Annotated in this window: 28 protein-coding genes and 1 pseudogene; 9 read left to right on the top strand and 20 right to left on the bottom strand. The window is 71.2% G+C overall.

All coding sequences use genetic code 11. The features are described from left to right. Positions 1-1,836 carry an ABC transporter ATP-binding protein gene (locus ISO16_RS22115; protein WP_170914023.1) on the bottom strand — a complete coding sequence of 612 codons (1,836 nt, stop codon included), beginning with the start codon at positions 1,834-1,836 and terminating at the stop codon, positions 1-3. Positions 1,837-1,912: 76 nt separating this feature from the next. On the opposite strand from ISO16_RS22115, the gene ISO16_RS22110 reads away from it, so the two are divergent. From ISO16_RS22110 to ISO16_RS22095, 4 genes are all read left to right on the top strand, one after another. Next, positions 1,913-2,350 carry a MarR family winged helix-turn-helix transcriptional regulator gene (locus ISO16_RS22110; RefSeq protein WP_072634370.1) on the top strand — a complete coding sequence of 146 codons (438 nt, stop codon included), beginning with the start codon at positions 1,913-1,915 and terminating at the stop codon, positions 2,348-2,350. A gap of 158 nt (positions 2,351-2,508) precedes the next feature. Then, positions 2,509-3,237, top strand: a complete 729-nt coding sequence (locus ISO16_RS22105) for a 2OG-Fe(II) oxygenase (protein ID WP_072634369.1) — start codon at positions 2,509-2,511, stop codon at positions 3,235-3,237. Beyond that, positions 3,234-3,494: an Ada metal-binding domain-containing protein gene (locus tag ISO16_RS22100; protein WP_072634368.1), complete on the top strand. Its 261-nt coding sequence runs from the start codon at positions 3,234-3,236 to the stop codon at positions 3,492-3,494. The genes ISO16_RS22105 and ISO16_RS22100 overlap by 4 nt, the downstream gene beginning before the upstream one ends. Further along, positions 3,470-4,159 (top strand): alpha-ketoglutarate-dependent dioxygenase AlkB family protein, encoded by a 690-nt coding sequence (locus ISO16_RS22095; RefSeq protein ID WP_072634367.1) that lies wholly within the window; start codon positions 3,470-3,472, stop codon positions 4,157-4,159. Before ISO16_RS22100 ends, ISO16_RS22095 begins: the two co-directional genes overlap by 25 nt. 24 nt (positions 4,160-4,183) lie before the next feature. Here the strand turns inward: ISO16_RS22095 and ISO16_RS22090 are convergent, their stop codons facing one another. The 4 genes from ISO16_RS22090 to ISO16_RS22075 are packed head-to-tail and all read right to left on the bottom strand — an operon-like array spanning position 4,184 to position 7,635. Continuing rightward, positions 4,184-4,576: a universal stress protein gene (locus ISO16_RS22090; RefSeq protein ID WP_029541295.1), complete on the bottom strand. Its 393-nt coding sequence runs from the start codon at positions 4,574-4,576 to the stop codon at positions 4,184-4,186. Beyond that, positions 4,573-6,123: a tripartite tricarboxylate transporter permease gene (locus ISO16_RS22085; RefSeq protein WP_006931890.1), complete on the bottom strand. Its 1,551-nt coding sequence runs from the start codon at positions 6,121-6,123 to the stop codon at positions 4,573-4,575. The genes ISO16_RS22090 and ISO16_RS22085 overlap by 4 nt, the downstream gene beginning before the upstream one ends. Position 6,124: 1 nt before the next feature. After that, positions 6,125-6,649 carry a tripartite tricarboxylate transporter TctB family protein gene (locus ISO16_RS22080; protein ID WP_072634366.1) on the bottom strand — a complete coding sequence of 175 codons (525 nt, stop codon included), beginning with the start codon at positions 6,647-6,649 and terminating at the stop codon, positions 6,125-6,127. Next, on the bottom strand, positions 6,646-7,635 hold the full coding sequence (locus ISO16_RS22075) for a Bug family tripartite tricarboxylate transporter substrate binding protein (RefSeq protein WP_072634365.1): 990 nt from the start codon (positions 7,633-7,635) through the stop codon (positions 6,646-6,648). Before ISO16_RS22075 ends, ISO16_RS22080 begins: the two co-directional genes overlap by 4 nt. A gap of 67 nt (positions 7,636-7,702) precedes the next feature. On the opposite strand from ISO16_RS22075, the gene ISO16_RS22070 reads away from it, so the two are divergent. Together ISO16_RS22070 and ISO16_RS22065 are read left to right on the top strand one after the other, a co-directional pair. Continuing rightward, a complete protein-coding gene (locus tag ISO16_RS22070) occupies positions 7,703-9,328 on the top strand; it encodes a sensor histidine kinase (RefSeq protein ID WP_083662395.1) in 1,626 nt (541 codons plus the stop codon). Between the two features lie 2 nt (positions 9,329-9,330). Continuing rightward, positions 9,331-10,038: a response regulator gene (locus ISO16_RS22065; protein WP_072634363.1), complete on the top strand. Its 708-nt coding sequence runs from the start codon at positions 9,331-9,333 to the stop codon at positions 10,036-10,038. On the opposite strand, the gene ISO16_RS22060 is transcribed toward ISO16_RS22065, so the two are convergent. From ISO16_RS22060 to ISO16_RS22025, 8 genes are read right to left on the bottom strand one after another with little or no spacing between them, the layout of a single operon-like run. Next, on the bottom strand, positions 10,017-11,150 hold the full coding sequence (locus ISO16_RS22060; RefSeq protein ID WP_072634362.1) for an MSMEG_0565 family glycosyltransferase: 1,134 nt from the start codon (positions 11,148-11,150) through the stop codon (positions 10,017-10,019). The two genes, ISO16_RS22065 and ISO16_RS22060, sit on opposite strands and share 22 nt — an antisense overlap. After that, complete coding sequence (locus ISO16_RS22055) at positions 11,147-11,995, bottom strand: carbon-nitrogen hydrolase family protein (RefSeq protein ID WP_072634361.1); 849 nt, start codon at positions 11,993-11,995, stop codon at positions 11,147-11,149. The genes ISO16_RS22060 and ISO16_RS22055 overlap by 4 nt, the downstream gene beginning before the upstream one ends. A 10-nt stretch (positions 11,996-12,005) precedes the next feature. After that, positions 12,006-13,262, bottom strand: a complete 1,257-nt coding sequence (locus ISO16_RS22050; protein ID WP_072634360.1) for an MSMEG_0569 family flavin-dependent oxidoreductase — start codon at positions 13,260-13,262, stop codon at positions 12,006-12,008. After that, entirely contained in the window at positions 13,259-13,603 is a 345-nt protein-coding gene (locus tag ISO16_RS22045; RefSeq protein WP_072634359.1) for an MSMEG_0570 family nitrogen starvation response protein, read from the bottom strand. Before ISO16_RS22045 ends, ISO16_RS22050 begins: the two co-directional genes overlap by 4 nt. Continuing rightward, positions 13,596-14,543 carry a carbon-nitrogen hydrolase family protein gene (locus ISO16_RS22040; RefSeq protein WP_072634358.1) on the bottom strand — a complete coding sequence of 316 codons (948 nt, stop codon included), beginning with the start codon at positions 14,541-14,543 and terminating at the stop codon, positions 13,596-13,598. Before ISO16_RS22040 ends, ISO16_RS22045 begins: the two co-directional genes overlap by 8 nt. Beyond that, entirely contained in the window at positions 14,540-15,973 is a 1,434-nt protein-coding gene (locus ISO16_RS22035) for an MSMEG_0567/sll0787 family protein (protein WP_072634357.1), read from the bottom strand. The genes ISO16_RS22040 and ISO16_RS22035 overlap by 4 nt, the downstream gene beginning before the upstream one ends. Before the next feature lies 1 nt (position 15,974). Continuing rightward, a complete protein-coding gene (locus tag ISO16_RS22030; RefSeq protein WP_072634356.1) occupies positions 15,975-17,036 on the bottom strand; it encodes an MSMEG_0568 family radical SAM protein in 1,062 nt (353 codons plus the stop codon). 11 nt (positions 17,037-17,047) lie between these two features. Beyond that, entirely contained in the window at positions 17,048-17,572 is a 525-nt protein-coding gene (locus ISO16_RS22025; RefSeq protein ID WP_006931869.1) for an MSMEG_0572/Sll0783 family nitrogen starvation response protein, read from the bottom strand. A 245-nt stretch (positions 17,573-17,817) separates the two neighbouring features. On the opposite strand from ISO16_RS22025, the gene ISO16_RS22020 reads away from it, so the two are divergent. After that, positions 17,818-18,324: a MarR family winged helix-turn-helix transcriptional regulator gene (locus ISO16_RS22020; protein ID WP_029541264.1), complete on the top strand. Its 507-nt coding sequence runs from the start codon at positions 17,818-17,820 to the stop codon at positions 18,322-18,324. 251 nt (positions 18,325-18,575) lie between these two features. Further along, a complete protein-coding gene (locus ISO16_RS22015) occupies positions 18,576-19,862 on the top strand; it encodes an MFS transporter (RefSeq protein WP_230304606.1) in 1,287 nt (428 codons plus the stop codon). A gap of 72 nt (positions 19,863-19,934) precedes the next feature. Here ISO16_RS22015 and ISO16_RS22010 read toward each other — a convergent pair whose 3' ends face one another. Together ISO16_RS22010 and ISO16_RS28765 are read right to left on the bottom strand one after the other, a co-directional pair. Then, complete coding sequence (locus tag ISO16_RS22010; protein ID WP_072634354.1) at positions 19,935-21,134, bottom strand: serine hydrolase domain-containing protein; 1,200 nt, start codon at positions 21,132-21,134, stop codon at positions 19,935-19,937. 59 nt (positions 21,135-21,193) lie between these two features. Beyond that, positions 21,194-21,328 carry an adenosine-specific kinase gene (locus ISO16_RS28765; RefSeq protein ID WP_268256900.1) on the bottom strand — a complete coding sequence of 45 codons (135 nt, stop codon included), beginning with the start codon at positions 21,326-21,328 and terminating at the stop codon, positions 21,194-21,196. 228 nt (positions 21,329-21,556) lie between these two features. Here ISO16_RS28765 and ISO16_RS22000 point away from each other — a divergent pair, with 228 nt between their 5' ends. After that, entirely contained in the window at positions 21,557-21,745 is a 189-nt protein-coding gene (locus ISO16_RS22000) for a hypothetical protein (RefSeq protein WP_029541253.1), read from the top strand. Positions 21,746-21,766: 21 nt separating this feature from the next. Here ISO16_RS22000 and ISO16_RS21995 read toward each other — a convergent pair. The 5 genes and pseudogenes from ISO16_RS21995 to ISO16_RS21975 all read right to left on the bottom strand — a co-directional run bounded on the left by ISO16_RS21995 (position 21,767) and on the right by ISO16_RS21975 (position 26,207). Continuing rightward, positions 21,767-22,194 (bottom strand): annotated as a pseudogene (locus tag ISO16_RS21995) (HIT family protein). Next, a complete protein-coding gene (locus ISO16_RS21990; protein ID WP_006931853.1) occupies positions 22,191-22,769 on the bottom strand; it encodes a TetR/AcrR family transcriptional regulator in 579 nt (192 codons plus the stop codon). Before ISO16_RS21990 ends, ISO16_RS21995 begins: the two are co-directional and overlap by 4 nt. 111 nt (positions 22,770-22,880) lie before the next feature. After that, positions 22,881-24,302, bottom strand: a complete 1,422-nt coding sequence (gene purB / locus ISO16_RS21985) for an adenylosuccinate lyase (protein ID WP_029541240.1) — start codon at positions 24,300-24,302, stop codon at positions 22,881-22,883. 24 nt (positions 24,303-24,326) lie between these two features. Then, entirely contained in the window at positions 24,327-24,944 is a 618-nt protein-coding gene (locus ISO16_RS21980; protein WP_029541237.1) for a TetR/AcrR family transcriptional regulator, read from the bottom strand. A gap of 84 nt (positions 24,945-25,028) precedes the next feature. After that, the gene (locus tag ISO16_RS21975; protein WP_072634352.1) at positions 25,029-26,207 is read right to left on the bottom strand and encodes a pyridoxal phosphate-dependent aminotransferase; all 1,179 of its coding nucleotides are present in this window, start codon (positions 26,205-26,207) and stop codon (positions 25,029-25,031) included. Positions 26,208-26,257: the final 50 nt, after the last annotated feature.

Here is a 26,257-nt window from a genome sequence, read left to right as displayed (position 1 = left end):
TTACACGCCGACTTCCTGCGGTTCCGTGCGGGCCGCGAGCGCGGCGTATCTGCCGCCGCGGGCGAGCAGTTCGTCGTGACTGCCCTGCTCCACGATGCGGCCGCGGTCGAGGACGACGATCGTGTCGGCGTCGCGGATCGTCGAGAGGCGGTGCGCGACGGTGAGGGTCGTGCGGCCGCGGCGGGCCGCGTCCAGGGCCTGCTGCACCGCGCGTTCGGTCTCGTTGTCGAGCGCGCTCGTCGCCTCGTCGAGCACCAGGATGCGCGGGTCACGCAGCAGGGTGCGGGCGATGGCGAGGCGCTGCTTCTCGCCGCCGGAGAAGCGGTGTCCGCGCGCCCCGACGACGGTGTCGTAGCCGTCCGGCAACGAGGACAGGAGCTCGTGGATGTGCGCGGCGCGGGCGGCCTGCTCGATCTCGGCGTCCGTCGCGTCGGGCTTGGCGTGGCGCAGGTTCTCCCGGACCGTGGCGTGCAGCAGGTACGTCTCCTGGGAGACGACCCCGACCAGGCTCGCGATGTCGGCGAGCGGCAGGTCGCGCACGTCGACGCCGTCGATCGTCACCCGCCCCGAGGTGGGGTCGTACAGCCGCGCGACGAGCGACCCGAGAGTCGTCTTTCCCGAACCTGTTTCGCCGACGAGAGCGACGTGTGAGCCGGCGGGCACGTCGAGGGTGATGCCGGCCAGCGCGTCCCGGTCGGCGCCGTCGTAGCGGAAGCGGGCATTGTCGAACCGCACGACGCCGGCGATCCGGTCGAGGTCGAGCCGCACCGGGTTCGCGGGTTCGCCGATCTCGACGGTCAGGTCGAGGTATTCGAAGATGCGGCTGAACAGCGCCAGCGAACCGGTGACCGACACGCCCACGTCGAGCAGGCTCATCAGCGGCCGGAACAGGGTGGCCTGCAGGCCGGTGAAGGCGACGAGGGTGCCGATGGTCATCCCGCCCGACGTCGCAGGCAGGCCGGCGACGAGGTAGAGCAGGGCGGGGATGGCGGCGAAGACGATGTTCATCGTGGCCATGCGCCAGCGACCGGACAGCTGGGAACGGACCTCGAGGTCGGCCAGTTCGGTGGAGGTGCGGGCGAAGCGTGTCGACATGGCCGGGCCGGTGCCGAGGGTCTTACCGAGCAGGACGCCGCTGAGCGAGAGACTCTCCTCGATCTGGGTCTGCATGTCGGCGAGGCGACGCTGGCGCACGGCGGTGATCTCGCGGCGCATCAGGGCGACCTTGCGGGTGAGCCAGATCGCCGGCGGCAGCACCAGCAGGGACAGCAGCGACAGCCGCCAGCTGAGCACCGCCATCGCGACGGCCGTGCCGACGACGGTGGTGACGTTGGCGGCGATCGAGGTGGCGGTGGAGGTGACGACGTTCTGCATGCCGCCGATGTCGTTGGTCAGGCGTGACTGGATCTCCCCGCCGCGGGTGCGGGTGAAGAAGCCGAGGGACTGCCGTTGCAGGTGGTCGAACACGCGGGTGCGCAGGTCGTGCATGACGTGCTGGCCCACCGTGGTGGAGATCCACGTCTGCACCACCCCGAGGATCGAGGCGACGACGGTGACGGCGAGCATCGCGCCGACGGCGCCGAGCAGCAACGGCACGTCCTGGTCGGGAATCGCGTGGTCGATGAGGGTGCGGACGAGGAACGGGTTGGCGAGCGTGATCACCGACGACACCACGATGAGCACGACGACGAGCGCGACCTGCCAGCGGTAGGGCGCGAAGAGCGCGCCGATGCGGCGCACGCTCACGGGGGATTCCTCGAGCTGGGCGCGGTCGCGCGGGTCGGGCTTGGCGTGCCGCATCGGTCCCGGCCCGCCGCCGGGCGGAGGCTGCATCATGCCCATCACCTCCTTCGTGAGGCACGAAACGTACTTGTTGAGGTTGCCTCACTAAGAGGCAGCCGTCAAGTGAGGTATGATCCGCATCATGTCCGACGCCCCCACCGACCCGGCGCTGCGCGACCTGCTGATGACGGCCACCCGCACGCTGCGACGCCGCTGGCACGCCACCCTCGTCCCGTGGGAACTGTCCCCGCACGAGCACCGCGCGCTGCACGTCGTCGGCCACTCCACTCAGCCGCTGCGCCTCGGCGACGTCGCCAAGGCGCTGCGCATCGCGCCGCGATCGGCCACCGAGGTGATCGACCGGCTCGAGGCCCGGGGCCTGACCCGTCGCGTCGCCGACCCCGCCGACCGTCGCGCCGTGTGCGTCCACCTCACCGACGAGGGCCGTCGCATCGCCGCCGAACTCGACGCTGCCCGCGACGCCGAGGCCACCGAGTTCTTCGCCCACCTCGACGGCCCCGAGCGCACCGAACTGGCCCGCCTCCTCACCAAGCTCGCCGACGGGTGACTCCCGCGACGAGGGGGAGGTTGTTGTGGCAACGTGCGAGTGGCGTGCCCGACAACCGTCCCCTCGGCGCGACAACCTCTCGCTCGGATCTCACGTTCCCCGCCCGACGGACGTCTACCCGGTGGGCCGGGTGGGACAGCCCGGGCGGAGGAGGAACCATGACCACAGGGAACCGGACCGACTCGCTCACCGCGCGGGTCGATGCTCAGGACTGGCCGGCGCTCGTCGCCGAACTCGACGCGACGGGGTGCGCGCAGACCGGGCCGCTGCTCACCGCGGACGAGTGCGCGCGCGTCGCCGCGATGTGGGACGACGACCGCCGCTTCCGCAGCACGATCGACATGGAGCGGCACCGCTTCGGCAAGGGCACCTACCGGTACTTCGGCGCTCCCGTACCCGAGGGCATCACCCGGTTGCGCGCGGTGTTCTACCACCGGCTGCTGCCCGTCGCACGGGACTGGGCGCAGCGGCTCGGCGACCCGGCGCCCTGGCCCGACGACTTCGGCGACTGGCTCGACGCCTGCCACGCCGCCGGACAGGCCAGGCCGACGCCCATCCTGCTGCGCTACACGACCGGCGACTGGAACGCCCTGCACCGCGACCTCTACGGCGACCTGGTGTTCCCGCTGCAGGTGGTGATCGGCCTCGACCGGCCCGGCCACGACCACCTCGGCGGCGAGTTCCTCCTCGTCGAGCAACGCGCCCGCGCGCAGTCCCGCGGCACCGTCACCGTGCTGCAGCAGGGTCACGGGCTGATCTTCACCACCCGCGACCGGCCCACCCCCTCCGCGCGCGGCTGGACCCGCTCCCCCGTCCGGCACGGGGTCAGCACCGTCCGCGCCGGCGTCCGCCACACCCTCGGCCTCGTCCTGCACGACGCCCGATGACCGGCTACACGCTGCTCGGCGCGGACGCCCGTCCCTACCGCAGCCCGACCCCCGGGTCCGTCGGAGGGCACCGGCGCGGCCGGATCTACGGTCGCCTCGACTGCCGCGCGGCGCTGCGGGCGATCGCCCGCGGCGGGTACGTCCGGGACCGGGTCTTCTTCGCCGACGAATCCGATGCCGTCGCAGCCGGATACCGCCCGTGCGCGGTGTGCCTTCCGGGGCGCTACCGGGAATGGCAGACGAGGCGGCACCCGTGAGCGACGCCCTGTTCCCCGTGCCGCGCGCCCGCGTCGAGATCGCCCCGGGCGCCGTGCACGTGCCCGGCTGGCTCGACGTCGACGAGCAGCGCCGCCTCGTCGCCGCCTGCCGGGACTGGGCGCGCGGGCCCGTGCCGATCCGTCACACCGCCCTGCCTGGCGGGGGCCGGATGTCGGTGCAGACCGTCTGCCTCGGGTGGCACTGGTCGCCGTACCGTTACACCCGCACCGCGGTGGACGTGAACGACGCTCCCGTCGCCCCTTTCCCGGACCGGCTGGGCGACCTCGGGCGGCGTGCCCTCGTCGCCGCGTACGACGACCCGCACGCCGGCAACGATTACACCCCCGACACCGCGCTGATCAACTTCTACGACGGCGACGCCCGCATGGGCATGCATCAGGACAAGGACGAACGCAGCGACGCCCCCATCGTGTCGCTCAGCATCGGCGACGCGTGCACCTTCCGGTTCGGCAACACCGAGAGCCGCGGCCGGCCCCACCGCGACGTCCGGCTCGAATCCGGCGACCTGTTCGTGTTCGGCGGTCCGTCGCGGTTCGCGTATCACGGTGTGCCCAAAGTCTTTCCCGGCACGGCCGACCCCGCGTCGGGGATGACGCGGGGCCGGCTCAACCTCACGATGCGGGTCACCGGGCTCGGCGGGTGAGCTACCCCGAAGCGGCGGGGAGCCTCACCCCTCCTCGGGCTTGACCGCCAGCACCGGTTTGCGGCAGGACAGCAGCAGCCGCTGGGCGGTACTGCCGAGAAGCAACTTGCCGACGGGTGTGCGGTCGCGGACCCCGATCACCAGCAGTTGCGCCTCGTCGGGCTCCATGGCGTCCAGGATCACGTCGACGGTCTCGTCGCCGACCGTCTGCCTGATCTCGTGCTCGACGCCGCTTCCGGACAACTTCTCCTCCAGCGCCTCGAGCTGTGCCCGGGCGGCGAACGACCGGTCGGCGAGGGCATCGCCCCTGGAGGTGTTGATCACGAGCAGTGAGGTGCCGCGCAACCGGGCCTCGGCGATGCCGTGGTCGACGGCGGCTCCGCCGTACCGGTCCGGGGTGAATCCGACGACGATCATGCGTGGGCCTTCTCTCGGGTCTCGCTGGAGTCGTCACCGGGGGTGCCGGCCGGAATCACGGCAGGCCGTCGCGAGTGGACGAACCGGGCGGCGAGCGGCGCGACGAGCAGCAGTGCGATGACGATGTAGACGACGATGGCGACGGGTTCGGTGACGAGACTGCCCCAGTCGCCGCCACCGAGCTGCAAGCTCTGGCGAAGTTGGCGTTCGATGCGCGGCCCGAGGATCACCCCGATGATCAACGGCAGGACCGGAAGACCGAACCGGCGCATCATGAGCCCGAGCAGGCCGAACGTCAGCAGCAGGGCGAGGTCGAGCCACTGCAGGTTGACGGCGAACGCGCCGAGCGCGGCGAAGAACAGGATGCCGGCGTACAGATACGGCCGGGGCGTGCGGAGCAGCTTGGCCCACAGCGGGGCGAGGGGAAGGTTGAGGACGAGCAGGAGGAAGTTGCCGATGAACAGGCTCGCGATCAGCGTCCAGATCAGCAGCGGTTCCTTCTCGAACAGCGTCGGCCCGGGCTGGATTCCGTACGACACGAAGGCGGTCAGCATCACCGCGGCGGTCGCATTGGTCGGCAGACCCAGCGACAGCATCGGCACGAGGGTGCCCGCCGCGGAGGCGTTGTTCGCCGCCTCCGGTCCCGCGACGCCTTCGATGGCGCCCTTGCCGAACTCGTCCTTGTGCTTCGACAGCTTCTTCTCGGTGATGTACGAGAGGAAGGTCGGCAGCTCGGCACCACCCGCCGGCAGCGCGCCGAACGGGAATCCGTATGCGGTGCCGCGCAACCACGGCTTCCACGACCGCTTCCAGTCGCTGCGGCCCATCCACGGACGGCCGACCGGGATGACCTCGGCGGGGCGGCGGCGCAGGTGCGCGGCCACCCACAGCGCCTCACCGACCGCGAACACCGCGACCGCGACGACGACGATGTCGATGCCGTCGGACAGCTGCGGAATGCCGAAGGTGGCGCGGGGCTGCCCGGTGAGGAAGTCGATTCCGACCAGTCCGATCGCGAGGCCCAGGAACAGCGAGATGCAGCCCCGGAGCTTGGAACTGCCGAGGACGGCGGTGACGGCGACCAGCGCGAGCAGCATGATCGCCAGATACGACGGCGCACCGAGAGTCACGGCGAAGCGCGACACCGCGGGAGCGAAGAGCACCAGCAGCATCGTGCCGATCGATCCGGCGACGAACGAGCCGATGGCGGCGGTGGCGAGGGCCTGCGCCGCGCGCCCGGCTCTCGCCATCCGGTTGCCCTCGATCGCGGTGATCACGGAGGACGACTCCCCCGGGGTGTTGAGCAGGATCGAGGTCGTCGACCCGCCGTACATTCCGCCGTAGTAGATGCCGGCGAACATGATGAACGCGGCGCTCGGGCTCACGTTGTAGGTGACGGGCAGCAGCAGTGCCACAGTCATCGCGGGCCCGATGCCCGGCAGTACTCCGACCGCGGTCCCCAGCAGGACACCGAGACACGCGTAGAGCAGGTTCATCGGGGTCGCCGCCTGCTCGAACCCCTGCAGCAGCCAGGTCAATGTGTCCATGTCACAGAATTCCGTCCAGAATGCCTGCGGGCAGCGGTATTCCGAGCCCGACGTAGAATGCGTAGAAGCTGCCGAACCCGAGGACCGCCCCGATCACGAGACTGCGCACGTAGCGCCTGTTTCCCAGGACCGTCGCGGCGCCGGCGAACAACAGGGTTCCGGTGATCGCCCACCCCAGCGGGCCGACGAGGGCGATCGTCGCGACGAACAACGCGACCAGCAGCCCGACCGTGCGCCAGTCCCCGGGCGACGACAGGTCCACGTCCTCTCCGCCGTCCTCCTCGCCGGTCGATCCCCACAGGATCGCCGCTGCGAGCGCCACCGCGCAGACGACGAGTCCGGTGCCGACGACCATCGGGAACAGCCGAGGCCCCACCGGGTCGACCTTGACGAAACCCGCGGTCAGAGTGAGCGCGTCGACGATCAGGAAGACTCCCACCGCCACGAGCACACCGCAGACGACGAACTGGGCCGGATCCTTCATCCGGCGGGCCGGCGTCGCATCGGCCGCTGCCCGCGTACTCATGCCAGCCCCAGCTCGGACAGCGTGGATGAAACCCGCTCGTCCTGCTCTTCGAGGAACCGTTCGAACTCCGGTCCGGTCGCGAACGCGTCGCTCCACCCGTTCTTCACCAGAGCCTCCTTCCATGCCGGGGTGTCGTGCAACTTCGCCAGCGCCTCCACCATTGCCGCCTTGGCGTCGTCCGAAATTCCGGGCGGCGCAAGGATTCCGCGCCAGTTGGTGAAGGTCAGATCGATGCCCGCCTCACGGAGCGTCGGTGCGTCGATGCCGGGAACGCGCTCGTTGCCCGACACCGCGAGGACCCGGACCTGGCCCGCCTCGATCTGGTCGACGTACTCGCCGAGCCCCGACGTGCCCGCGGTGATCTTCTCGCCGAGCAGCGCGGTCAGCAGATCACCGCCGCCGTCGTAGGACACGAAGTTCACTGCCTTCGGATCCACTCCCACCGCACGTGCCGTCTCCATCGGGAACAGGTGGTCGGGACCTCCGGGTGACGATCCACCGCCGATCGTGATCGCCGACGGGTCGGCGCGCCACGCGGCGACGAAGTCGTCGACGGTGCGCAACGGCGAGTCCGCGGGGACGAGAATGCCCTCCTGCTCCTCGACCATCCTGGCCAGGGCCGTGGCGTCGGACACCCGGGCCGTCGAGCCGTTCGTGTAGCCGGCGCCGACCACCCCGAGGCCCATCATCATCATGAGGTCGTCGTTGCCCGCCTCGTTCATGAGCCGGGCCATCGCCACCGTTCCGCCTGCGCCGATGACGTTGAAGACCTCCACGCGGCCGGTGATGCCGTCGTCCTCCATGATCTTCACCGCCGTCCGGGCGGTGAGGTCGTAGCCTCCGCCGGGGCTGTTGGGAACCATCATCCGCACCCGGTGCAGACCCTCGTCCTCGCCGCGGGTGACGCCGCATCCGGCAACGAGAATCCCCGCGAGCACGAGCAGTAGGACCGCACGTACGCGGCCTCCGCCGGCTGTCCTGGACATCGTTCCTTCTTTCGCCGAAAAATGTGACCTTCGGCAATACTGAACCCGTCAGTGAGTCACGTCACTCTTGAGTACGAAACGGAACTTGAGTTCATTGTGGTCACCACGTCCCCTCCGTATCCGCAGCCTCGCCGGGCAGGTTCTGCTCCTTCAGCTCGCCGTCGTGGCGGTGGTGCTGCTGGCGGTCGCCGCGGTGTCGGTGCACCAGTCGACCGTCGGATTCCGCGACCTGCAGGGTCAGCGGATGATCGCGGTCGCCGAGAACGTGGCCTCGACGCCCGTGGTGCGGGAACTGCTGTCCGCACCGTCCGCCGGCACGGTTCTCGCGCCCGAAGTGGACCGCGCCGTGAACCTGTCCGGGGCGACGCTCGCCGAGATCGTGACCGCCGACGGCACGGTCCTCGTGTCGTCGGACCCGACCCGGCTCGGCGCGGCTGCGGAACTCGGGGCCAGCGACGTGGCCACCGGCCGGGCCTGGTCCGGTGACGTGGTCGTCGACGGCCGTCGCGCCATCGCGGGACACGTCCCGATCCTGTCACCGGCCGGGACCGTGCTCGCGATCGTGGCGGTGAGCGACGACTACCCGTCCCTGTGGGACCTCCTCAGCAGCGCCGGAGCCCGGTTGCTGCTGTATCTCGGCATCGGCGCCGGGCTCGGGCTCCTCGGCTCGTGGCTGTTGTCGCGACGGATCAAGACGCACACCCGGGGGCTCGAGATCGCCGAGATCGCCAACCTCGCCGACCACCGCGAGGCGCTGCTGCACAACATCCGCGAGGGCGTGGTGGCGGTGAACACCGAGGGCGTCATCACCGTTCTCAACGACAGCGCACAGGAGCTGCTCGACCTCACCGCGGACGCCGTCGGCCGCCGCGTCGACGACGTCGACCTCGAACCGGCGGTCCGTCAGTACCTGCTCAGCGGGGACGACAGCGGCGACGTCGTGCTGTCGACGGCGTCCCGGGTGCTGGCGCTCAGTCGCCGGACCGCGACGAGCCGGGGACAGCGGATCGGCACCGTCACCACGATGCGCGACAGCACCGAGCTGGCGTCGCTGCAGAGCCAGCTGTCGTCGCACAAGAGTGTCACCGACACCCTCCGGGCCCAGACCCACGAATTCGCCAATCAGCTCCACACCATCTCGGGGCTCACCCAACTCGGCGACTACGACGCCGTCACCGACTTCGTCGGAACTCTCACCAGGCGCCGAGCGGAAATCAGTGACGCTGTGACGCAGCGTATTTCCGACCCCGCCGTGGCCGCCCTGCTCATCGCGAAGACATCGCTCGCCGCGGAGACCGGAGTGACCCTGGTCCTCGAGCCCGATTCGCGCCTGCGGGCCCTCGACCCCGAACTCGCCACCGACGTCATCACCGTCCTCGGCAATCTCGTCGACAACGCCGTCGACGTGTCGCAGGGCGGGCGGGACGCGCGGATCTCCGTCCGCATCACCGACTCCGACGGCATCACGGTCGAGGTCGCCGATTCGGGTCCCGGCGTGCCCGATTCCCTGCGGGAGGAGATCTTCGCCCGGGGCGTCACGTCCAAACCCGACACGCCCGGGGGACGCGGGGTCGGACTGGCGCTGGTGCGACTGGTCAGCGCCCAGCACGGCGGATCGGCTACCGTCTCCGATGCCCCGGTCACCGGCGGCGCCTTGTTCACCGTCCACATCCCGCGCAGTAAGGATGGCTGACCATGCACGACCGTCCAGGATCGGACGAGGCGGCGACGCACAAGGTCGTCGTCGTGGACGACGACTTCATGGTCGCGGAGATTCACCGTCGATTCGTGGACCGGACAAAGGGATTCACCACGGTCGCGGTGGCACACAGCGGCGCGGAGGCGCTCGACGCCGCGCGGACCACCGCACCCGACCTCCTCCTGCTCGACGTCTACCTGCCCGACATGTCGGGACTCGACGTCCTTCAGCGGCTGCGCGCCGAGGGCGACGCCGTCGCCGTCATCATGATCACCGCCGCCCGGGAGATCGACACCGTCGGTCGCGCCCTGCACGGCGGAGCGACCGACTACCTGGTCAAGCCGTTCGAGTACGCGCAGCTCCGGGAGAAGCTCGAGCACTTCCGGCGCCGAGCGCACGAGCTCGCGACCCAGACGAGCGCCGACCAGACGTTCATCGACTCCCTGTTCGGTGCCGGCGGCAAGACCGCCGAACCCGTACGGCTGCCGAAGGGACTGAGCGCCGAAACCGGCCGGCTGATCCTCGACACGGTCCGCACCCGCGGCGAACTGTCCGCCACCGAGTGCGCGGAGCTGGCCGGGTTGTCGCGGGTGAGCGTGCGCCGCTACCTCGAGCACTACCTGGACGCAGGCCTGCTCGAACTGCGTCTCGAATACGGCGGCACCGGCCGACCGGTCCGCCGCTACCGGCCCGCCGGGCACTGACCCCGGGCCGCATCCCGGGAGTGCTCCGCGGGTTGCAGGTGCATGACGGAGCGGTAGAACGCGAGGTGCGCGGCCGCCGCGTCGTCCCAGGTGTGGGCCGCGGCGAGCGCCCGCCCCCGGTGTGTCCGCGCGGCGACGGGCGGCTCGGTGAGGGCGCCGGCCATCCCCCGGTGCGTCGACGCGAACCGGACGGTGTCGCCGAACACCTCGCGCAGCACCGGCAGATCCCGCGCCACCACGGGCACTCCGGCGGCCAGGGCCTCCATCGCGGCGAGCCCGAAGCCCTCCTTCGTGGACAGGAACGCGAACACCGACGCCTGCGCGACCAACGCCGGCAGCGCGTCCTCGGCCACCGTCCCCAGGATCGTCGGATCCACGTCCAGTTCCGTGCAGCGACGGTCGAATTCGGCTCGGTACGGCCGGTAGTCGAACAACGTCTCGCCGCCGGCGAACACCAGCCGCATCCCGGGCCGCTCACGGCGCAGCAGGGCGAACGCCTCCACCAGATCGATGCTGCCCTTGCGGGGCTCGATGCCACCGACGGCCAGCACGTACTCCCCCAGCTGCGCCCGCCACCGGGCCCGCGCCGCCCTGTCGTGCTCGGCGCGCGAGAAGCGGTGCGCGTCGACGCCGTTGGCGATGACCGTGGGCGTGAAACCCCAGCCCGCGCGGACCTCCTCGGCGACCGCACGCGAGACGCAGATCCGCGCATACGGTTCGACGACGGCCCGTTCGTGACAGGCGGCGAGCTGCGGCGTGGTGAACCGGTCGAGGTGGTGGATCGTGCGGATGCACCGGTTTCCGACGGCGTTGGCGCTGATGCAGTCCTGCGCGTGCACCACGTCGTACCTTCCGGGGGTGAACGCCGCGCCGAGCGCGGCGATCGAACGCACGATGCGCTCCCCGACCCCTTCCCCCTCCACCCCGGCGAACGGGACGACGCGCACCCGCACGGCCGGGTCGACGGCGCGGAAGAACCCGTCGTCGCCGCCGCGCCCGAGCGTCCACACGGCGACGTCGTGGCCCGTCCGGGCCAGGGCCTCGGCAAGATTGAGGGTGTGGACGACACCGCCGCGCGGCTTGGTGGAGTACGTGAGCAGAGCGATCCTCACCCGATGTCCCCCTTCTCGTCGAGCAGTCCCCGATAGGTGTCCACGCGCCGCTCGGCCAGGTGGTGCAGCACCCGGCGGGCCCGTTCCACCTCGACCTCGACGTCGATGTCGACGACGGCGAGCCCGCCCTTGGTGCCCGTGCGGGCGAGCACCTCGCCACCCGGGCCGACGATCTTCGCCTGCCCGAGGAAGCGCATGCCGCCCTGCATCCCGGTCTGATTGGACGAGACGAGCACGACCTGGTTCTCGGCGGCGCGGGCCGCGTCGTACAGGTCGAACAGCCGGGACTGCCGGTCCTGCGGCAGCCGGGCCGCCCGGTCGGTGACGCTCGCGGGCCACGCCGACAGCGCGGCGACGATCCGTGCGCCGTCCAGCGCCAGCGTGCGGGCGGACTCGGGGAACGTCTTGTCGTAGTCGATCAGCATCCCCATGCGACCCACCGGGGTGTCGAAGGCCTCGAACCGGTCGCCCGGCGCGTAGGCGAGGAATTCCCCGGCCGGCTGGTGCACCTTGCGGTGGGTGCCGAGAATCCCGTCGCCGGTGACGCAGGCGGCGGCGTTGTACCGCTGATCCCCGTCCCGTTCGGTGTAGCCGACGCACACGGTCATCTCGCCCGCCATCCGGGCGAGCGCGTCGAGTTCGGGTCCGTCCCGCCACAGTGCGGGCGGCAGGTCGTCCGGGTCGGGCCGGCGCAGGTCCGAGATGTACCCGCCGAGGCACGCGTCGGGCAGCACCAGCAGCTCGATGCGGTCCCGTCGCGCGGACTCGATCAGGGTCTCCAGTTTGAGCAGGGCCCGCGGCACGTCGCGTCCGAAGTGACCGGCCAGGGCGGCGATGCGCGTCATGCGGCGCCCGTCAGGCCGGGGCGCCGATCGAGGCCCGCAGTCCGGCCTCGAGCTCGATCCGGTCCGCGAGGTGTTCGGCGTCGCGGGCGATTCCGGCGAACCGTCCCGATCCCCACGTGTGCAGCCAGGGCAGGCCCAGGAAGTACAGGCCGGGCACCGAAGTCACGCCCCGATTGTGGCACGGCAGACCGGCACCGTCGAAGACCCCGGCGTGCAGCCAGCGGTAGTTCGTCCGGAATCCGATCGACCAGATCACCGAGCCGATCCCGGCGGTGTCCAGGTCCAGGCCGGTGGGTTCCTCGGCGGGTCGCCACACCGGGACGTACCGCTCCTCCGGCGGGGCGTCGATGCCCTCCCGCGCGATGTGGTCGTCGATCATGTCCTTGATGCTCTCGGCGACGGCGTCGGCCGCGTCGAGCGACGCGCCGAGGGTGGGCGCCACACGCAGCACTCCGTCGTCCACACCGAGCAGCCTGCCGTAGAGGCGCATCCCCTCGAGGGCGAAGGACCGCAGGTCGATGTCGCGACCGCCGTCGCGGCCCGTGACGTAGTGATTGGTGTTCTCCCGCTTGGCGGTTCCGCCGGGGTGTTCGGCGATGGGCACGTCATAGGTGCCCATGTCGTGCAGCCAGGCCACGCAGTCCCGCCCGCGGTAGAACCGCGCCACCCGCGGTGCGCTCCCGGTCACCAGGTGGACCTGCCGGCCGGCGAGCATGAGGTCCTCGGCGATCTGCGCGCCGGACTGCCCGTTGCCGACCACCAGCACCGCACCGTCCGGCAGCGCGGACGCCGACCTGTACCGCGAGGAGTGCAGCTGGGTGAGGTGCGCGGGCAGCTTCTCCGCGTACCGCGGCACCACGGGCTCGTGGTAGCCGCCGGTGGCGACGACAACCTGCCGCGCCCGGATCGGGCCTGCGGTGGTCTGCACATCGAAGCCGCCGCCGGCGGCCTGCGTCACCGACGTGACCGCGGCGCCCTCGCGCACCGGCGGGTGGAAGGTGCCGGCGTAGCCGCGGACGAACGCGTACGTCTCGTCGCGGGTCATGAACCCGTCCGGATCGTCGCCGCGGTAGCTGTAGCCGGGCAGGTTGCATTGCCAGTTGGGGGTGACGAGGGTGAAGTTGTCCCACCGGCTGTCGCGCCACTCGTGGGCGATGCCGTCCCGTTCGAGCACCACATGGTCGATGCCCCGCTGCACGAGGTGCCAGCTGACGGACAGACCGGCCTGGCCCCCGCCCACGACGACGACGTCACGGTTCTCGATCATCGGACTGTTCCTTCCGGTCGGTGGGCTGCGCCGGCGCCGCCCGGCGCGGCGTCGACGGTGGGCGGATCCAGGGCCAGCACCCGCACGACGGCATCGGGTTCGTAACGACCGGCCGTCGCCTCGATCTCCGCGAGCGTCGCGGCCGCGGAGGTGCAGTACATGCCGAACTTGGCGCGCACGCGTTCGCTCGCCTCGGTGAGGGCCAGGCGAGTGCGGTCGACGAAGTCCCGGACGGCGTACTCCGCGCCCGCGGTCAGATGGTCGTGCATCACCAGGGACGGCGAGTAGTACTCGCCGGCGCGGCCGTCGGGCCACCGCACCGTGTAGGTCATTTCAGGCATGGGCCGGTACCCCTGCCCCGCGGAGGGACGACGGCCGCTGCTCGCGGCTCAGCTGCGTCCCGGTCACCAGGTTGGGGGCCACCACGTCGCCGTAGACCTCGGGCCGCCGGTCCCGCAGGTTGTACATGCCGCCGCCGCGGATCGCGTCGAGTTCGGCGCGCACGTCGAGCCGGGCGGACGCGAGGCCGGGGTCGGTGCCGGTGGTCGCCAGGATCTCCCCACCCGGCCCGACGATCTTGGCGCTGCACACGAACCGCAGCGACCCGAAGGTGCCGGCCTGGTTGGACGCCACCCACACCACCTGGTTCTCGGTGGCCCGGGCCCGGTCGTAGATGTCGAAGCGCTGCGTCCACCGATCGTCCGCGAGAGCGGCGGCCTGCGCGGTCCGGGCCGTCGGCCAGGCGGACAGCGACGTGACGATCTCCGCGCCGTCGAGCGCCAGGGCGCGGGCCGCCTCGGGGAACGCCTTGTCGTAGCAGATCTGCATGCCCATCCGGCCGATCGGCGTGTCGAACGCCGCGTAGCGGTCGCCGGCGTCGTAGCAGAGGTTCTCGCCCAGCGGCTGGTGCACCTTGCGGTAGGAGCCGAGGATGCCATCGCCGTGCAGCGTCACGGCCGCGTTGTAGCGGGTCGGCCCGTCGGCCTCGCAGAAGCCCAGGGTCACCACGAGGTCGCCGGCGAGGTCCATGACCCGCCGCAGTTCCGGTCCGTCGAGTGCGAGCGCCGGCGGCAGCGCGCGCAGGCGGCGTTCCCGCGCCGCCTCGCTCTCGTCGCCACCGCCGAGGCTCGGCAGGTACCCGCCGAGGCACGCTTCGGGCAGCACCAGCAGGTCGCTGCCGCGGGCGCGGGCCTGGTCGATCAGTGCCGCGATCGTCGCGTAGGACTGCTCCATGTCGCGGCCGAATTCCGCCGCCGCGACCGAGATTCCGATCTCGCTCATGCTCTTCCCAATCCTGTGACGGTGCCGTGCACCGCGTTCGTGATCATGCCGTCGGGCCAGCGCAGGCCGACCCCCGGTCGTGTGGTCAGTTCCCCGCACACCGCGGACACGGCCGGTCCGCTCGGCGGCGTGGGGCGTCCGGGCCGGTCCGCGGTCACCATCGCGAAGCCCGGGAAGCACGCCATCCAGTCGCCCATCGTCGCGCCCGCCGGCCGGGGAATCCTCGCGACGTCGAGGACGGCGCCGACGCCGCTCGCTTCGGCCAGCATCCCGACGGTGCCGGCGAGTCCGGCCATGCTCACGTCCTTGGCCGCCGCCGGCCGCGCGCGGCGGACGAAGGACCCGAGCAGCGCGAGCTCCTCGGACGTGCACGTCGAGGTGGAATCCCATTGCTGTCCGGTGTATCCCGGTCGCCACCGGCCGCGCAGGTCAACGGTGAGGCGGAGGTCGTGGCCCGCGGAGCCACCGCCCGCCGGGATCGGCTCGGCCGCCGCGCCGAGCGCGGTGACCGACAGCGCGGCGGGGACGCCGAGCTGGGTGTGGCCACCGAGGATCGGCACGTTCCACATCCGGCCGGCGTGCGCCAGCCCGCGGAGCACGCGGGTGAGCACCGAGCGGTTGGGGGCGCCGACGGCGTCGAGCATCCCGACCGGCGTCGCACCCATCGCGGACAGGTCGTTGAGGTTGACCAGGGCCGCGCACCAGCCCGCCCACTCGGGATCGCGCTGGACCATCGCCGGCACGATCGCGTCGCACGCCGCGACGAGGTCGCTGCCGGGGACGGGCGCACCGTCGTCGCCACGAAACCCGTTGCCACCGAGCCCGTCCGGACCCCGGTCCAACGGCGCCAAGACCTGCGCCAGGACCGATTTCGTGGACCGGACGAGCCGTTCGATGCGGTCGAGCGGCCACTGCATCAGCACATGCGGGGCACCGGCGACGACGACGTCGCCCCGGCGGACCCAACCGAGTCGGGTGAACATCGGCTCTTTGGGTGCCTGCACGGTCGCGTCGAAGCGCAGCACGCCGTGGGACTCGGCGTACGCGCAGGCCGCGCGGACGAGGGCCCGGCCGATGCCGCCGCCGTGGCGGCTGCGGCTGTCGACGACCAGGCGGCTGCCAGTCCACCAGCCGAGGTCCACGCCGTCGGTGGCCGGGGCGAGCCGCACCCCGCCGAGGACGGCGCCGTCGGGTGCGGCAGCGACCAGGACGACGGTGCGGGGATCGTCGTCGAGGTCGTCCCGGTCGCTGCCCGCGAACAGTCCCTGCTCGAGCACGAACGTCTCGCGGCGCAGCCGGTGGTAGGCGGCCACGTCGCCGGCGTGGGCCGCCGCGCGCACGAGGAAGCCGGGCGGCGGCGCCGGTGCGGGACCGGCGAGCACCGCGGGGTCGAACAGTTCGGTGGCCCGGGAACCGGATTCGGATGTCATGTCAGCCTCCCGCGTTCTGCAGCACGCTGCACGCGCCGCACGCGGCGCATCCGGCCTTCTGGTCGGAGCCGGCCATGCCCGCCGCCCGCAGCTGCGCGGCGACGCGCCGGGTGACGTCCTCGAGCAGCGTCGCGTCGGGGGCCGCCGCCCCGTCGACGTCGACGGCGAGGGTGCCGGCGAGGGGCCGGAACGGCACCACGAACGGGTAGACCCCCATCGCGATGAGTTCGGCTGCACCGGCGACGAGTTCGTCGGCGTCCTCGCCGAGTCCGACGAGCAGGTAGGTGGAGACCTGGTTGCGCCCGAAGACGCGCACGGCCTCGGCCCACGCCGCCCGGTACTCGGCGAGCGGAACCGTCGCCTTGCCCGGCATCCAGCGCCGGCGCACGCCGTCGTCGAGGGATTCGACGTGGATGCCGATCGAGTCGGCGCCCGCCCGGCGCAGGTCGGTGAGGGTGGCGAGATCGCCGGGCGGTTCGCACTGCACCTGGACGGCGAGGTGCGGCACGGCCGCCTTGACCGCGCGCACGCAGCGGGCCAGGTGGCGGGCGCCCCGGTCCGTCCCGGCGGAGGTGCCCGTGGTCATGATCATCTGGGTGACCCCGTCGAGGCGGACCGCGGCCGCGGCGACCTCGGCGAGCTGCTCGGGACGTTTGACCGCGACCGTCGAACCCGCCGCCAGCGACGCCTCGATCGAGCAGAAGCGGCAGCGCTGGTTGGGGTCGTACCGGATACAGGTCTGCACCACGGTGGTGGCCAGGACGTCGGCGCCGTGCAGGCGGGCGATCTTCTCGTAGGAGACGCCGTCCGCGGTCTGCAGGTCGTAGAACCTGGGCCGGCGCACCGGCTCGACGTCGAGGCCCGTGTCCGTTCCGTCCAGCAGCAGCCGGGTGCCGTCCACCGTGTACGGGCTGTCGGACCGGATCGGGATCGCGCCGCCCACCCCGCCGATCAGGACGTGCCCGTCGTCGCTCGGGCCGGCGCCGGATCGCCTGTGCACCGGCGCCTCGAGGGACCGGATGCCGCGGACGGCCAGGTCGACCCGGGTCGAGAGACCGCTCATGGTGTCACCCTTCAGACCATGTAGGTGGAGTTGATGATGGCGCCCTTGCGGGCGTAGTGGATGATCGCGTCCTGCACGTCCAGGGGGTGGGCGGGAATGGCGCCCTCGATCAGGTCCTCCTCCCGGTGCCCGTGCAGCGCGAGGCCGAACCGGCACACGAAGACCTTGCCGCCCTCCGTGATGAAAGTGGTCAGCGCGTCGTTGATGTTCTGCTCACCCGGGAACCCGTTGTCACCTGTCGTCGGGAAGCCGCGTGTGGCAACGGCATTCATCGCTCCGGTGCCGTAGAAGTAGATGGCCGACTCGAAGCCCTTGCGCAGCGCGCGCGTGGCCTGCAGGACCGCGACGAAGCTCACCGACGACTCGTGGGCGATGCCGTGCACGAGGGTGAAGTAGCACTCGCCGTCCTCGGCCCGATAGTCGGGGAAGATCTTGGTCGAGCCGTAGAGGTTGGTGCCCTTGGGCAGTGCCGGATGGGGGATCTCGGCCAGGGACCTGGCGATGTTGTCGGCAATGGTCTGCTCGATATCGGTCACTGAGTTCTCCTCGGAGATCGGTGGATTCGGCGGGCGCGCCGGTGATCTCGCCCGGCTGCGGCCTGCAATCAGTAGACGTGCAGTCGATTTCGCGTTGGTCACCCCTGGAACAACGCCGCATTTCGTGGAGCTCACATCGGCCGGAATCCCGTCATCGCCGCGTAACACCGCCGCCGGGAGGGGGCGCGGCAGCGGGTGCGAGGCGACGGCAATGGGCAGGTCACCGGTTGGGTAGCATCGAGACCATGAGCACGGAGGCCCGCCCGCAGTCGGCCGGGGTCGAAGCCGGGTCGGCGAGGGCGACGGACGACCCGCTCGCCCTGGACCGTCAGGTCTGCTTCGCGCTCGCCGTCGCCAACCGGGCGGTGCTCTCGGTGTACCGGCCGGTGCTCGAGCCGCTCGGCCTGACCCACCCGCAGTACCTGGTGATGCTGGCCCTGTGGGGCGACGCCCCGATGTCGGTGAAGGAGATCGGCCGGGCCCTGCAGCTGGACTCCCCCACCCTGTCGCCGTTGCTCAAGCGGCTCGAGTCGACCGGGTTGATCACCCGCACCCGCAGCCCGCTGGACGAGCGGCAACTCGTCGTCGACCTGACCGACGAAGGCCGGGCCCTGCGGGCGCGGGCCGCGACGGTCCCGGAGACGGTCGTCCGCAAGCTCGGCGTGAGCCTGGCCGAGCTGGAGGAACTGCACGACGTGCTCACCCGCATCAACGCCGCGGCGCTGAAGGCCGGCGCGCTGGACCACGACTGAACCGCTCGCACCACCCACCCCCGTGCGCGCGGCGGCGTCCACCATGCGGGAAACCCCAGAAGAACAATTACGGAACAGTAACGAACTCTCTCCATCGTCGCATCGACCGGATCCCGCGTGCGCTCTGTGGGTACGCAGGGACGGTTGTCCGAACGAAGGGAAGTGTCGTGAGCACCACCAACGCCGGCCGGAAGGGTGAGCCCCAGGAGGTCCCACCGGGGCATCTACGGCGCGCCATCAGCGCCTCTGCCATGGGGAACTTCACCGAGTGGTTCGACTACGGCGTGTACGCCTACACCGCCACCTACATCGCCGACGCGTTCTTCCCCGCCGATCTCGAGTCGGCAACCCTGCTCACCCTCGGCGTCTTCGCCGTGTCCTTCCTCGTCCGTCCCCTCGGCGGGCTGGTGTGGGGCCCCCTCGGCGACCGCCTCGGCCGCCGGCAGGTGCTCGCGCTCACGATCATCCTGATGGGCACCGCGACCGTCCTGCTGGGCGCCGTCCCGTCGTACGCGTCCATCGGGTTCTGGGCGCCGCTGCTGCTGGTTCTGCTGCGCATGATCCAGGGCTTCTCGACCGGCGGCGAGTACGGCGGCGCCGCGACGTTCATGGCCGAGTACTCCCCCGACCGCAAGCGCGGGTTCTTCGGCAGCTTCCTGGAGTTCGGCACCCTCGGCGGGTTTTCGTTCGGCGCGCTCATCGTGTTGTTCGTCGACCTGGTCTCCACCGACGCGTTCATGAGCACGTGGGGCTGGCGTCTGCCGTTCTTCGTCGCCGGACCGCTCGCCCTGGTGGGCCTGTACCTGCGGTCCAGGCTCGACGACACCCCGGTGTTCCGGGAACTCGAAGCCGAGGGCGCCGTCGAGCACGACACCGGCACGCAGTTCAAGGACCTGCTCGTGCAGTACCGGCGGCCCATCCTGACCCTGATGGGCCTGGTCGTCGCCCTCAACGTCTGCAACTACACCCTGCTGAGCTACATGCCCACCTACCTCGAGAACCGCATCGGCCTGTCGAGCACCGCGTCGCTGTTCCTCGTCGTGATCGGCCAGCTCGCGATGATGGCCGTCATCCCGTTCGCGGGCGCCCTGTCCGACCGGATCGGCCGCAAGCCGATGTGGACGATCTCGATGGGCGGCCTGCTGCTCTTCGCGGTTCCCATGTACAAGCTCATGAGCATCAGCTTCGGGTGGGCGATCGTCGCGTTCACCGTCCTCGGCCTGCTGTACGTCCTGCAGCTGTCGACCATCTCGGCGACATTCCCGGCCATGTTCCCCACCCACGTGCGCTTCGCCGGCTTCGCGATCGCCTACAACGTCTCGACGTCGCTGTTCGGCGGGACCGCACCGGCGGTCAACGAGTGGCTGGTGGAACGGACCGGCAACGACCTGGTGCCCGCCTTCTACATGATGGGGGCATGCGTCGTCGGCCTCGTCGCGCTGTACTTCGTGGCAGAGACGGCCGGGGCTTCCCTGCGCGGGCGCGGCATCCCCGGCGTCGACACCGAACCCCACCCGACGGCGCTGTCGAAGGCCTGACATCCGCCGAACACCTTCTCCGGAGGGGTCTTTCGATCGATTCCCCGGGGCCGGGTACGCGACCGCCCCGGATCAGGTCGACGTTACGGCGCGGGTCATCGCGGCACGCAAAGCGACGTCGCGCGGATCGTTTCGAGACTTGCCCATGCGGTTGCAGACGTAGCCGTAGCCGATCCCGGCATCCGGATCGGCGTAGCCGAAGGAGCCGCCGGCACCGGGCGCGCCGAACGACCGGGGCCCGCCGAAAGACCAGTCGGGACTCGGGCGCATGAAACCGAGGGAGAACCGGATGTCCCCGAGCATGCACGCGTCGTGGAATCCGTTCCGGGGCGGCACCGGCGGGGCCGTCAGTTCGTGCAGCGTGTCCGGGCGCATGCCGAGTTCCGCACCGCCGGTGGCCAGGACGCCGTAGGCGTGCGCCAGGGCGCGTGCCGTGCCCACGCCTCCGCCGGACGGTGCCTCCAGATCGCGTGCGTAGATCATGTCCGCGTCCATTGCCACGAGCGTTCCCGGGTTGGCGACCAGCGAGCGGTAGAACACCGACCGCTTGTTCAGGAACGCCGGAAACAGCCGCGGCGACAGCTCAGCGAGGTTCAGGAAGGGGTTCCGCATCACCAGCGGGGCAAGTCGGGCGTCGGGAACGGAGGCCGGGAGACGGATGTAGAACTCCAGCCCCAGCGGGGTCGCGATCTCGTCCTGGAAGACCTGCCCCAGCGTGCGGTGCTGCGGGTCGACCCGGCGAACGAGTTCACCCTGATAGAAGCCGAGGCTGATCGCGTGGTAGGCCTGCCGCGCCCCCGGCTCCCACTCCGGTCTCTGGCGAGCCATGATCGCGGCCAGCCGGTCCGGATCGGCGATGACCCCGACATCCACCGGCTCGTCGAAACCGAACAGCCCGGCCTGGTGGGCCAGCAGTTGGCGGACGGTGATCCGTTCCTTGCCGTTCTGCGCGAACTCGGGCCAGTAGGTGCAGACGCGCTCGTCGAAATCGAGCCATCCACGGGAATGGGCCAGCGCGACGGTCATGGCGGCCATCCCCTTCGTGGCGGAGAACACCAGCGCCATGGTGTCCCGTTCCCAGGGTTCGCCGGTCGCCTTGTCCCGTATCCCGCCCCACAGATCGACCACCTTCTCGCCGCGGTAGTAGACGCAGCAGGCAGCGCCCAACTCCCCACGGCGGGCGAAGTTCTCGGCGAACGCCTGCCGTACGGCCGCGAAGTCGCTGCGCGCGTATCCGTGAATCCCCGGATGTACGGACTTTCGAGCGGACACGGTCGTCTCCTCTCGCGCGGGCTCGGCACCCGGTTACCGGCGGTCCGGCACGGGGCCGCTCACAGCTTGTAGCCGATCGTGCGCAGCAGGGCTTTACGGTCGGCGACGTCGGAACTCGACTCCACGCGGGCAGGCGGCCGCCCGTCGATCATCCCGGCGATCTCCCGGCCGAGTTCCGTCTCGGCGACGATGATCTCGACCGGTCTTGACGGCCGGTCCGACGACGACGTTCATGTCGTCCGGCTCGTCGACCGCCACGATCTGCAACTCCACGACCGCCTCCTCGAACGCCTGCGACTCGCCGGGTCGCCGTCCACAGACAGTCTCCCGCGCCCGGGAGACGAGGGCAATGCAGTCGCCGGCCGGGGCAGGCGCCCATCGGGCACATGTCCGCCGCATCAGGGATGAGGGAGGATGGTGCGGTGACCGATTCCTCCCGTTCCCCGGTGAGCCGGCTCCGCAGGCGCGGACGTTCCGGCCGCGCTGTCGTCCTCGTCGGCTCGCTCGCCTCGGCCCTGACCGTTGGCATCCTGTGGCTGCGGTCGGGCCAGGGCGTCAGCGCGTCGGCGTGGCGTGACGACGAAGTGGGCCCGGACGATCTGGCCGGGTGAGTCCGGAGGATTCACCCGGCCTCAATCGGAACCCACACTCAGCGCCGCGCGGATCGTCTCGGCGGTCCCGTCGAGCACGGTGCGGTTCGGGGTGCGCGGCACCGCCCGCAGCCCGAACCCGTCGCCGCGACGCCGCGGAACGACGTGCAGGTGCACGTGGAACACCTCCTGGCCGGCGGCGACGCCGTCGGCCAGGAAGAGGTTGACCCCTCGATCGGGAGCGAACTCGCGCGCAGTGCGGTGGCGATGCGCCGGCCCGCGTCGAACACCCGCGCACCGTCCTGCGGATCGAGGTGCGCGAGACCGGACGCGTGACGCTTCGGGATCACCAGCAGGTGTCCCGGTGTGAACGGGCGAATGTCCATGAACGCCAACACGTCCGGTTCGTCCAGCACGATGCTCGCCGGCGCGGTGCCGGCGACGATCGCGCAGAACACGCAGTCGCTCACGCACTCTCCTGGACGGGTGCCGGCCGCCGGACGCCCTCGAGGAGCTGCAGCAGCTGCGCCTGCACCTCCGGCCGTTCGCGGACCGGGTCGTCGCTGTGGGCGAGGTAGAGCATGGCCTCCTCGACGGCCGCGACGATCATGTGCGCCAGCGCCGAGGACTGCGGGGCCGGCTCACCGCTGCGCCGCGCGATGGCCCGCAGCGCGCGCTCGGTGATCATGATGGTGTTCTTGCGGTGCCCCTCCCGCACCTCCGCCCAGCCCAGCACCGCGGGAGCCTCGATGAGCAGCAATCGGCGGATCGCCGGGTCGTACACGACGTCGAGCGAGGCGAGCACCGCCGCGGTGAACGAGTCCCACGGATCGTTCCCCTCGATCGCCGCGAGCGTCTCCTCGGTCTCCACCTGCATCCGTTCCACGACGCCGCGGAACAGGTCCCGCTTGTTCGCGAAGTGGTGGTAGAGCGCCCCACGGGTCACGCCCGCGACGGCGACGATCTCCTCGGTCGCCGCCGCGGCGTAGCCGTCGCGGAGGAAGACCTCCGTCGCGGCGTCGAGCAGCGCGGCTCGTGTCCGCACCGCATCGCGGATTCGTACGGCATTACCCGGCTTCCCAGCCAACATCTTCTCCCCTGCACTTCGGCTACCCCCATCTGACAAATCCCCCCGGCAGCCTGTTCCGGACGATCCCTACAGGATCGGCGCCGGCGTGTACTTCGCGGCGTCCGGGTACTGCTCGACGAGGTCCTGCACCGCCGCAACGACGGTGGCGACCTGCGCCTCCGCGGCCCCGACGAACGCCGACCGGTCGGCCAGCGCGGCGTCGAGAGCCGCTCGATCCAGTGGCAGCCGCTCGTCGGCGGCCAGCCGGTCCAGCAGGTCCGGCTCGCGGCCCTGCTCGCGCATCGCCAGCGCCACGGCGACCGCATGCTCCTTGATGACCTCGTGGGCCGTCTCGCGGCCCACGCCCGCGCGCACCGCCGCCATGAGCACCTTGGTGGTGGCCAGGAACGGCAGGTAGCGGTTGAGCTCCTTCTCGATCACCGCCGGGTACGCGCCGAACTCGGCGAGGACCGTCAGGAACGTCTCCATCAGGCCGTCGAGGGCGAAGAAGGCATCGGGCAGTGCGACGCGCCGCACGACCGAGCAGAACACGTCGCCCTCGTTCCACTGCGCGCCGGCGAGCTCGGCGGCCATCGACGCATACCCGCGCAGCACCACCTGCAGGCCGTTGACACGCTCGCAGGAACGGGTGTTCATCTTGTGCGGCATCGCGGACGAGCCGACCTGGCCCGGCTGGAAGCCCTCGGTGACGAGCTCGTGCCCGGCCATCAGGCGGACGGTGTGCGCGAACGACGACGGCCCGGCCGCGACCTGCACGAGCGCGGAGAGCACGTCGTGGTCCAGCGAGCGCGGATAGACCTGACCGACGCTGGTGAGCACGTTCGCGAACCCGAGGTGCTCGGCGACCGTCGCCTCGAGACGCGCGAGCTTGTCGGCGTCGCCGCCGAGCAGGTCCAGCATGTCCTGCGCGGTGCCCATGGGGCCCTTGATGCCGCGCAGCGGGTACCGGGCGATCAGCTCGCGCAACCGGGTGAGCGCGATGAGCAGCTCGTCGGCGGCGGACGCGAACCGCTTGCCGAGGGTGGTGGCCTGCGCGGCGACGTTGTGCGACCGGCCCGCCATCACCAGCGCCGAGTACTCGGCGGCGCGGTCGGCCAGCCGCGCGGCGATCGCGACGCCGTGGGCGTGCACGTGCTCGAGGGAGCGCAGGATCTGCAGCTGTTCGACGTTCTCGGTGAGGTCGCGGCTGGTCATGCCCTTGTGCACGTGCTCGTGGCCGGCGAGGGCGTTGAACTCCTCGATGCGGGCCTTCACGTCGTGGCGGGTGACGCGCTCGCGGGCCGCGATCGACTCGAGGTCGACCTGCTCGAGCACCCGCTCGTAGTCGGCCAGGGCCTCCTGCGGGACGTCGATCCCGAGTTCCGCCTGCGCCCGGAGGACCGCCAGCCACAGCTGGCGCTCGAGCACGATCTTGTGCTCCGGCGACCACAGCGCTGTCAGGTCCGGGCTGGCATAACGGGTGGCAAGAACGTTCGGGATGCGACTCACAGGACATCAGTTTACGGCGCCCCGTCACGCCTCCTGTTCGGCAGGCGGTGCCACCCGCTCCACGACGTCGGGCAGGATGCCCCGCGCGAGGGCCCGCGGATCGGGCTCGAGATCGCCGAGCGCGCCGAGCACGGCCCCGTCGACGACCGCGACGAGCCGCCGCAGCTGCGGCTCGTGCACCGAGCGCCCGCACCGTTGCAGCAGGTCCGTGAGCAGCTGATCGATCTGCACGCGCAACTCATGCTGGACGTCGCGCAGTTCGGGGTGCCGGGCGGTGGCGACGCACCGTTCGTAGCGGGCGATGAGGCGCTCGCGTTCGATCTCGCCGACCCCGCCGGGGCCGACGAGCAGGTCGACGATCAGGTCCGCGGTGGACTCGGGGCTGCGGTCGCTCGGCGGGACGCACTGCACCCGCGAGCGCATCGCGTCGAGCTCGCGCCGCCCGTTGTGCTGCACCGCGCTCGCGATCAGGTCGTCGAGGGAATGGAAGTAGTAGGTGGTCGAGGCGAGCGGAAGTCCGGCGCGGTGCGCGACGGCGCGGTGCCGGACGGCATCGATCCCGCCCTCGAGGATCAGGTCGGCCGCCGCCTCGACGAGCGCCTGGCGGCGCCGTTCGCCCTTCGGGGTGGCTGCGATCGACACCTTTGTCATGGTGCCAGTCCCGGTGGTCACGCCTGAGGGAAACGGCCCGAATACTCGCAGGTAGGACCTATCTGTCGGGTTTCGTCACGGTGTGGGCAACCAGGCGCGCAGCCGTTCCAGCGCCGCCCGCACGTCCGCGGTGGAACCGGCGAAGGACAGCCGGACGGTCCGGTCGCCGTGCACGGTGTCGAAGTCGACGCCGGGCGCGAGCGCCACTCCGGTCTCCTGCAGCAGCCGGGCACACCAGCGGGTGGAGTTCTCGCCGGCCGGGAGCAGGTGACCGATGTCGGCGTAGACGTAGAAGGCGCCGTCGGCGGGCGCAAGCTCGGTGATCCCCAGCTCCGGCAGGCCCCGGAGCAGCAGCTCGCGGTTGGCCGCGTACCGCGCGACGTGGCCGTCGAGTTCGGCCCGGGCCTCCGCGCCGAACGCGTCGACGGCCGCGTACTGGGAGATCGTCGGCGGGCACACCGTCATGTTGGAGGCCAGCCGCTGCAGCGGCTGGCGCAGTCCCTCCGGCACGAGCATCCAGCCGAGCCGCCATCCCGTCATCGAGAAGTACTTGGACACGGAGCCGATCACCACGGCTTCGCGGGAGGTCTCCCACGCGCAGCTCGTCGCGGGCGCACCGTGCGTTCCGAACTCGATGCCGTGGTAGATCTCGTCGGAGATGAGCAGCGCGCCGTGGTCGTCGCACCAGCGGGCCAGCGCGGCCAGCTCGGCCGGTTCGATCATGGTGCCGGTCGGGTTGGCGGGGCTGGCGACGACGAGTCCGGCGATCGGACCGTCGAGGGCCTCGAGCATCTCGACGGTCGGCTGGTAGCGGGTGTGCGGCCCGCAGTCCAGCTCGACGACCGTGCAGCCGAGCGCGGCGAGGGTGTTGCGGTAGGCGGGGTAGCCGGGCCGGGCGACGACGACCGTGTCGCCGACGTCGAAGGCGGCCAGGAACAGCAGGGTGAACGCCCCGGAGGATCCGGTGGTGACGACCACGTCGTCGGCGTCGGCGTCGATGCCGTAGCGGTCGCGGTGGTAGCCCGCGATCGCCGCGCGCAGCGGCAGGATCCCGAACGTCTCGGTGTAGCCGAGCAGCTCGTCGTCGAGCGCGCGGTGGGTGGCGCGCAGCACCGGGGCGGGTGCCGGCGTGGACGGCTGACCCGCCGCCAGGCTCAGCACGTCGCCGTGGGTGCGCTGCCGCTCGGTGGCGGCCTTCCACACGTCCATGACGTGGAAGGTCTGGATCCGGGATCGCTGCGATTCGCTCCGCACGTCACCAGACGGTAGTCGCGGGCCCGGGCGCGACCGGCGGCCGGGGACGG

Origin of the sequence: Rhodococcus sp. M8 (assembly GCF_015654185.1) — a bacterium.
Taxonomy (GTDB): Bacteria; Actinomycetota; Actinomycetes; order Mycobacteriales; family Mycobacteriaceae; genus Rhodococcus; species Rhodococcus aetherivorans.
Note: the sequence above shows the minus strand (reverse complement) of the source record. Positions and strands in the feature narration are given on the sequence as shown.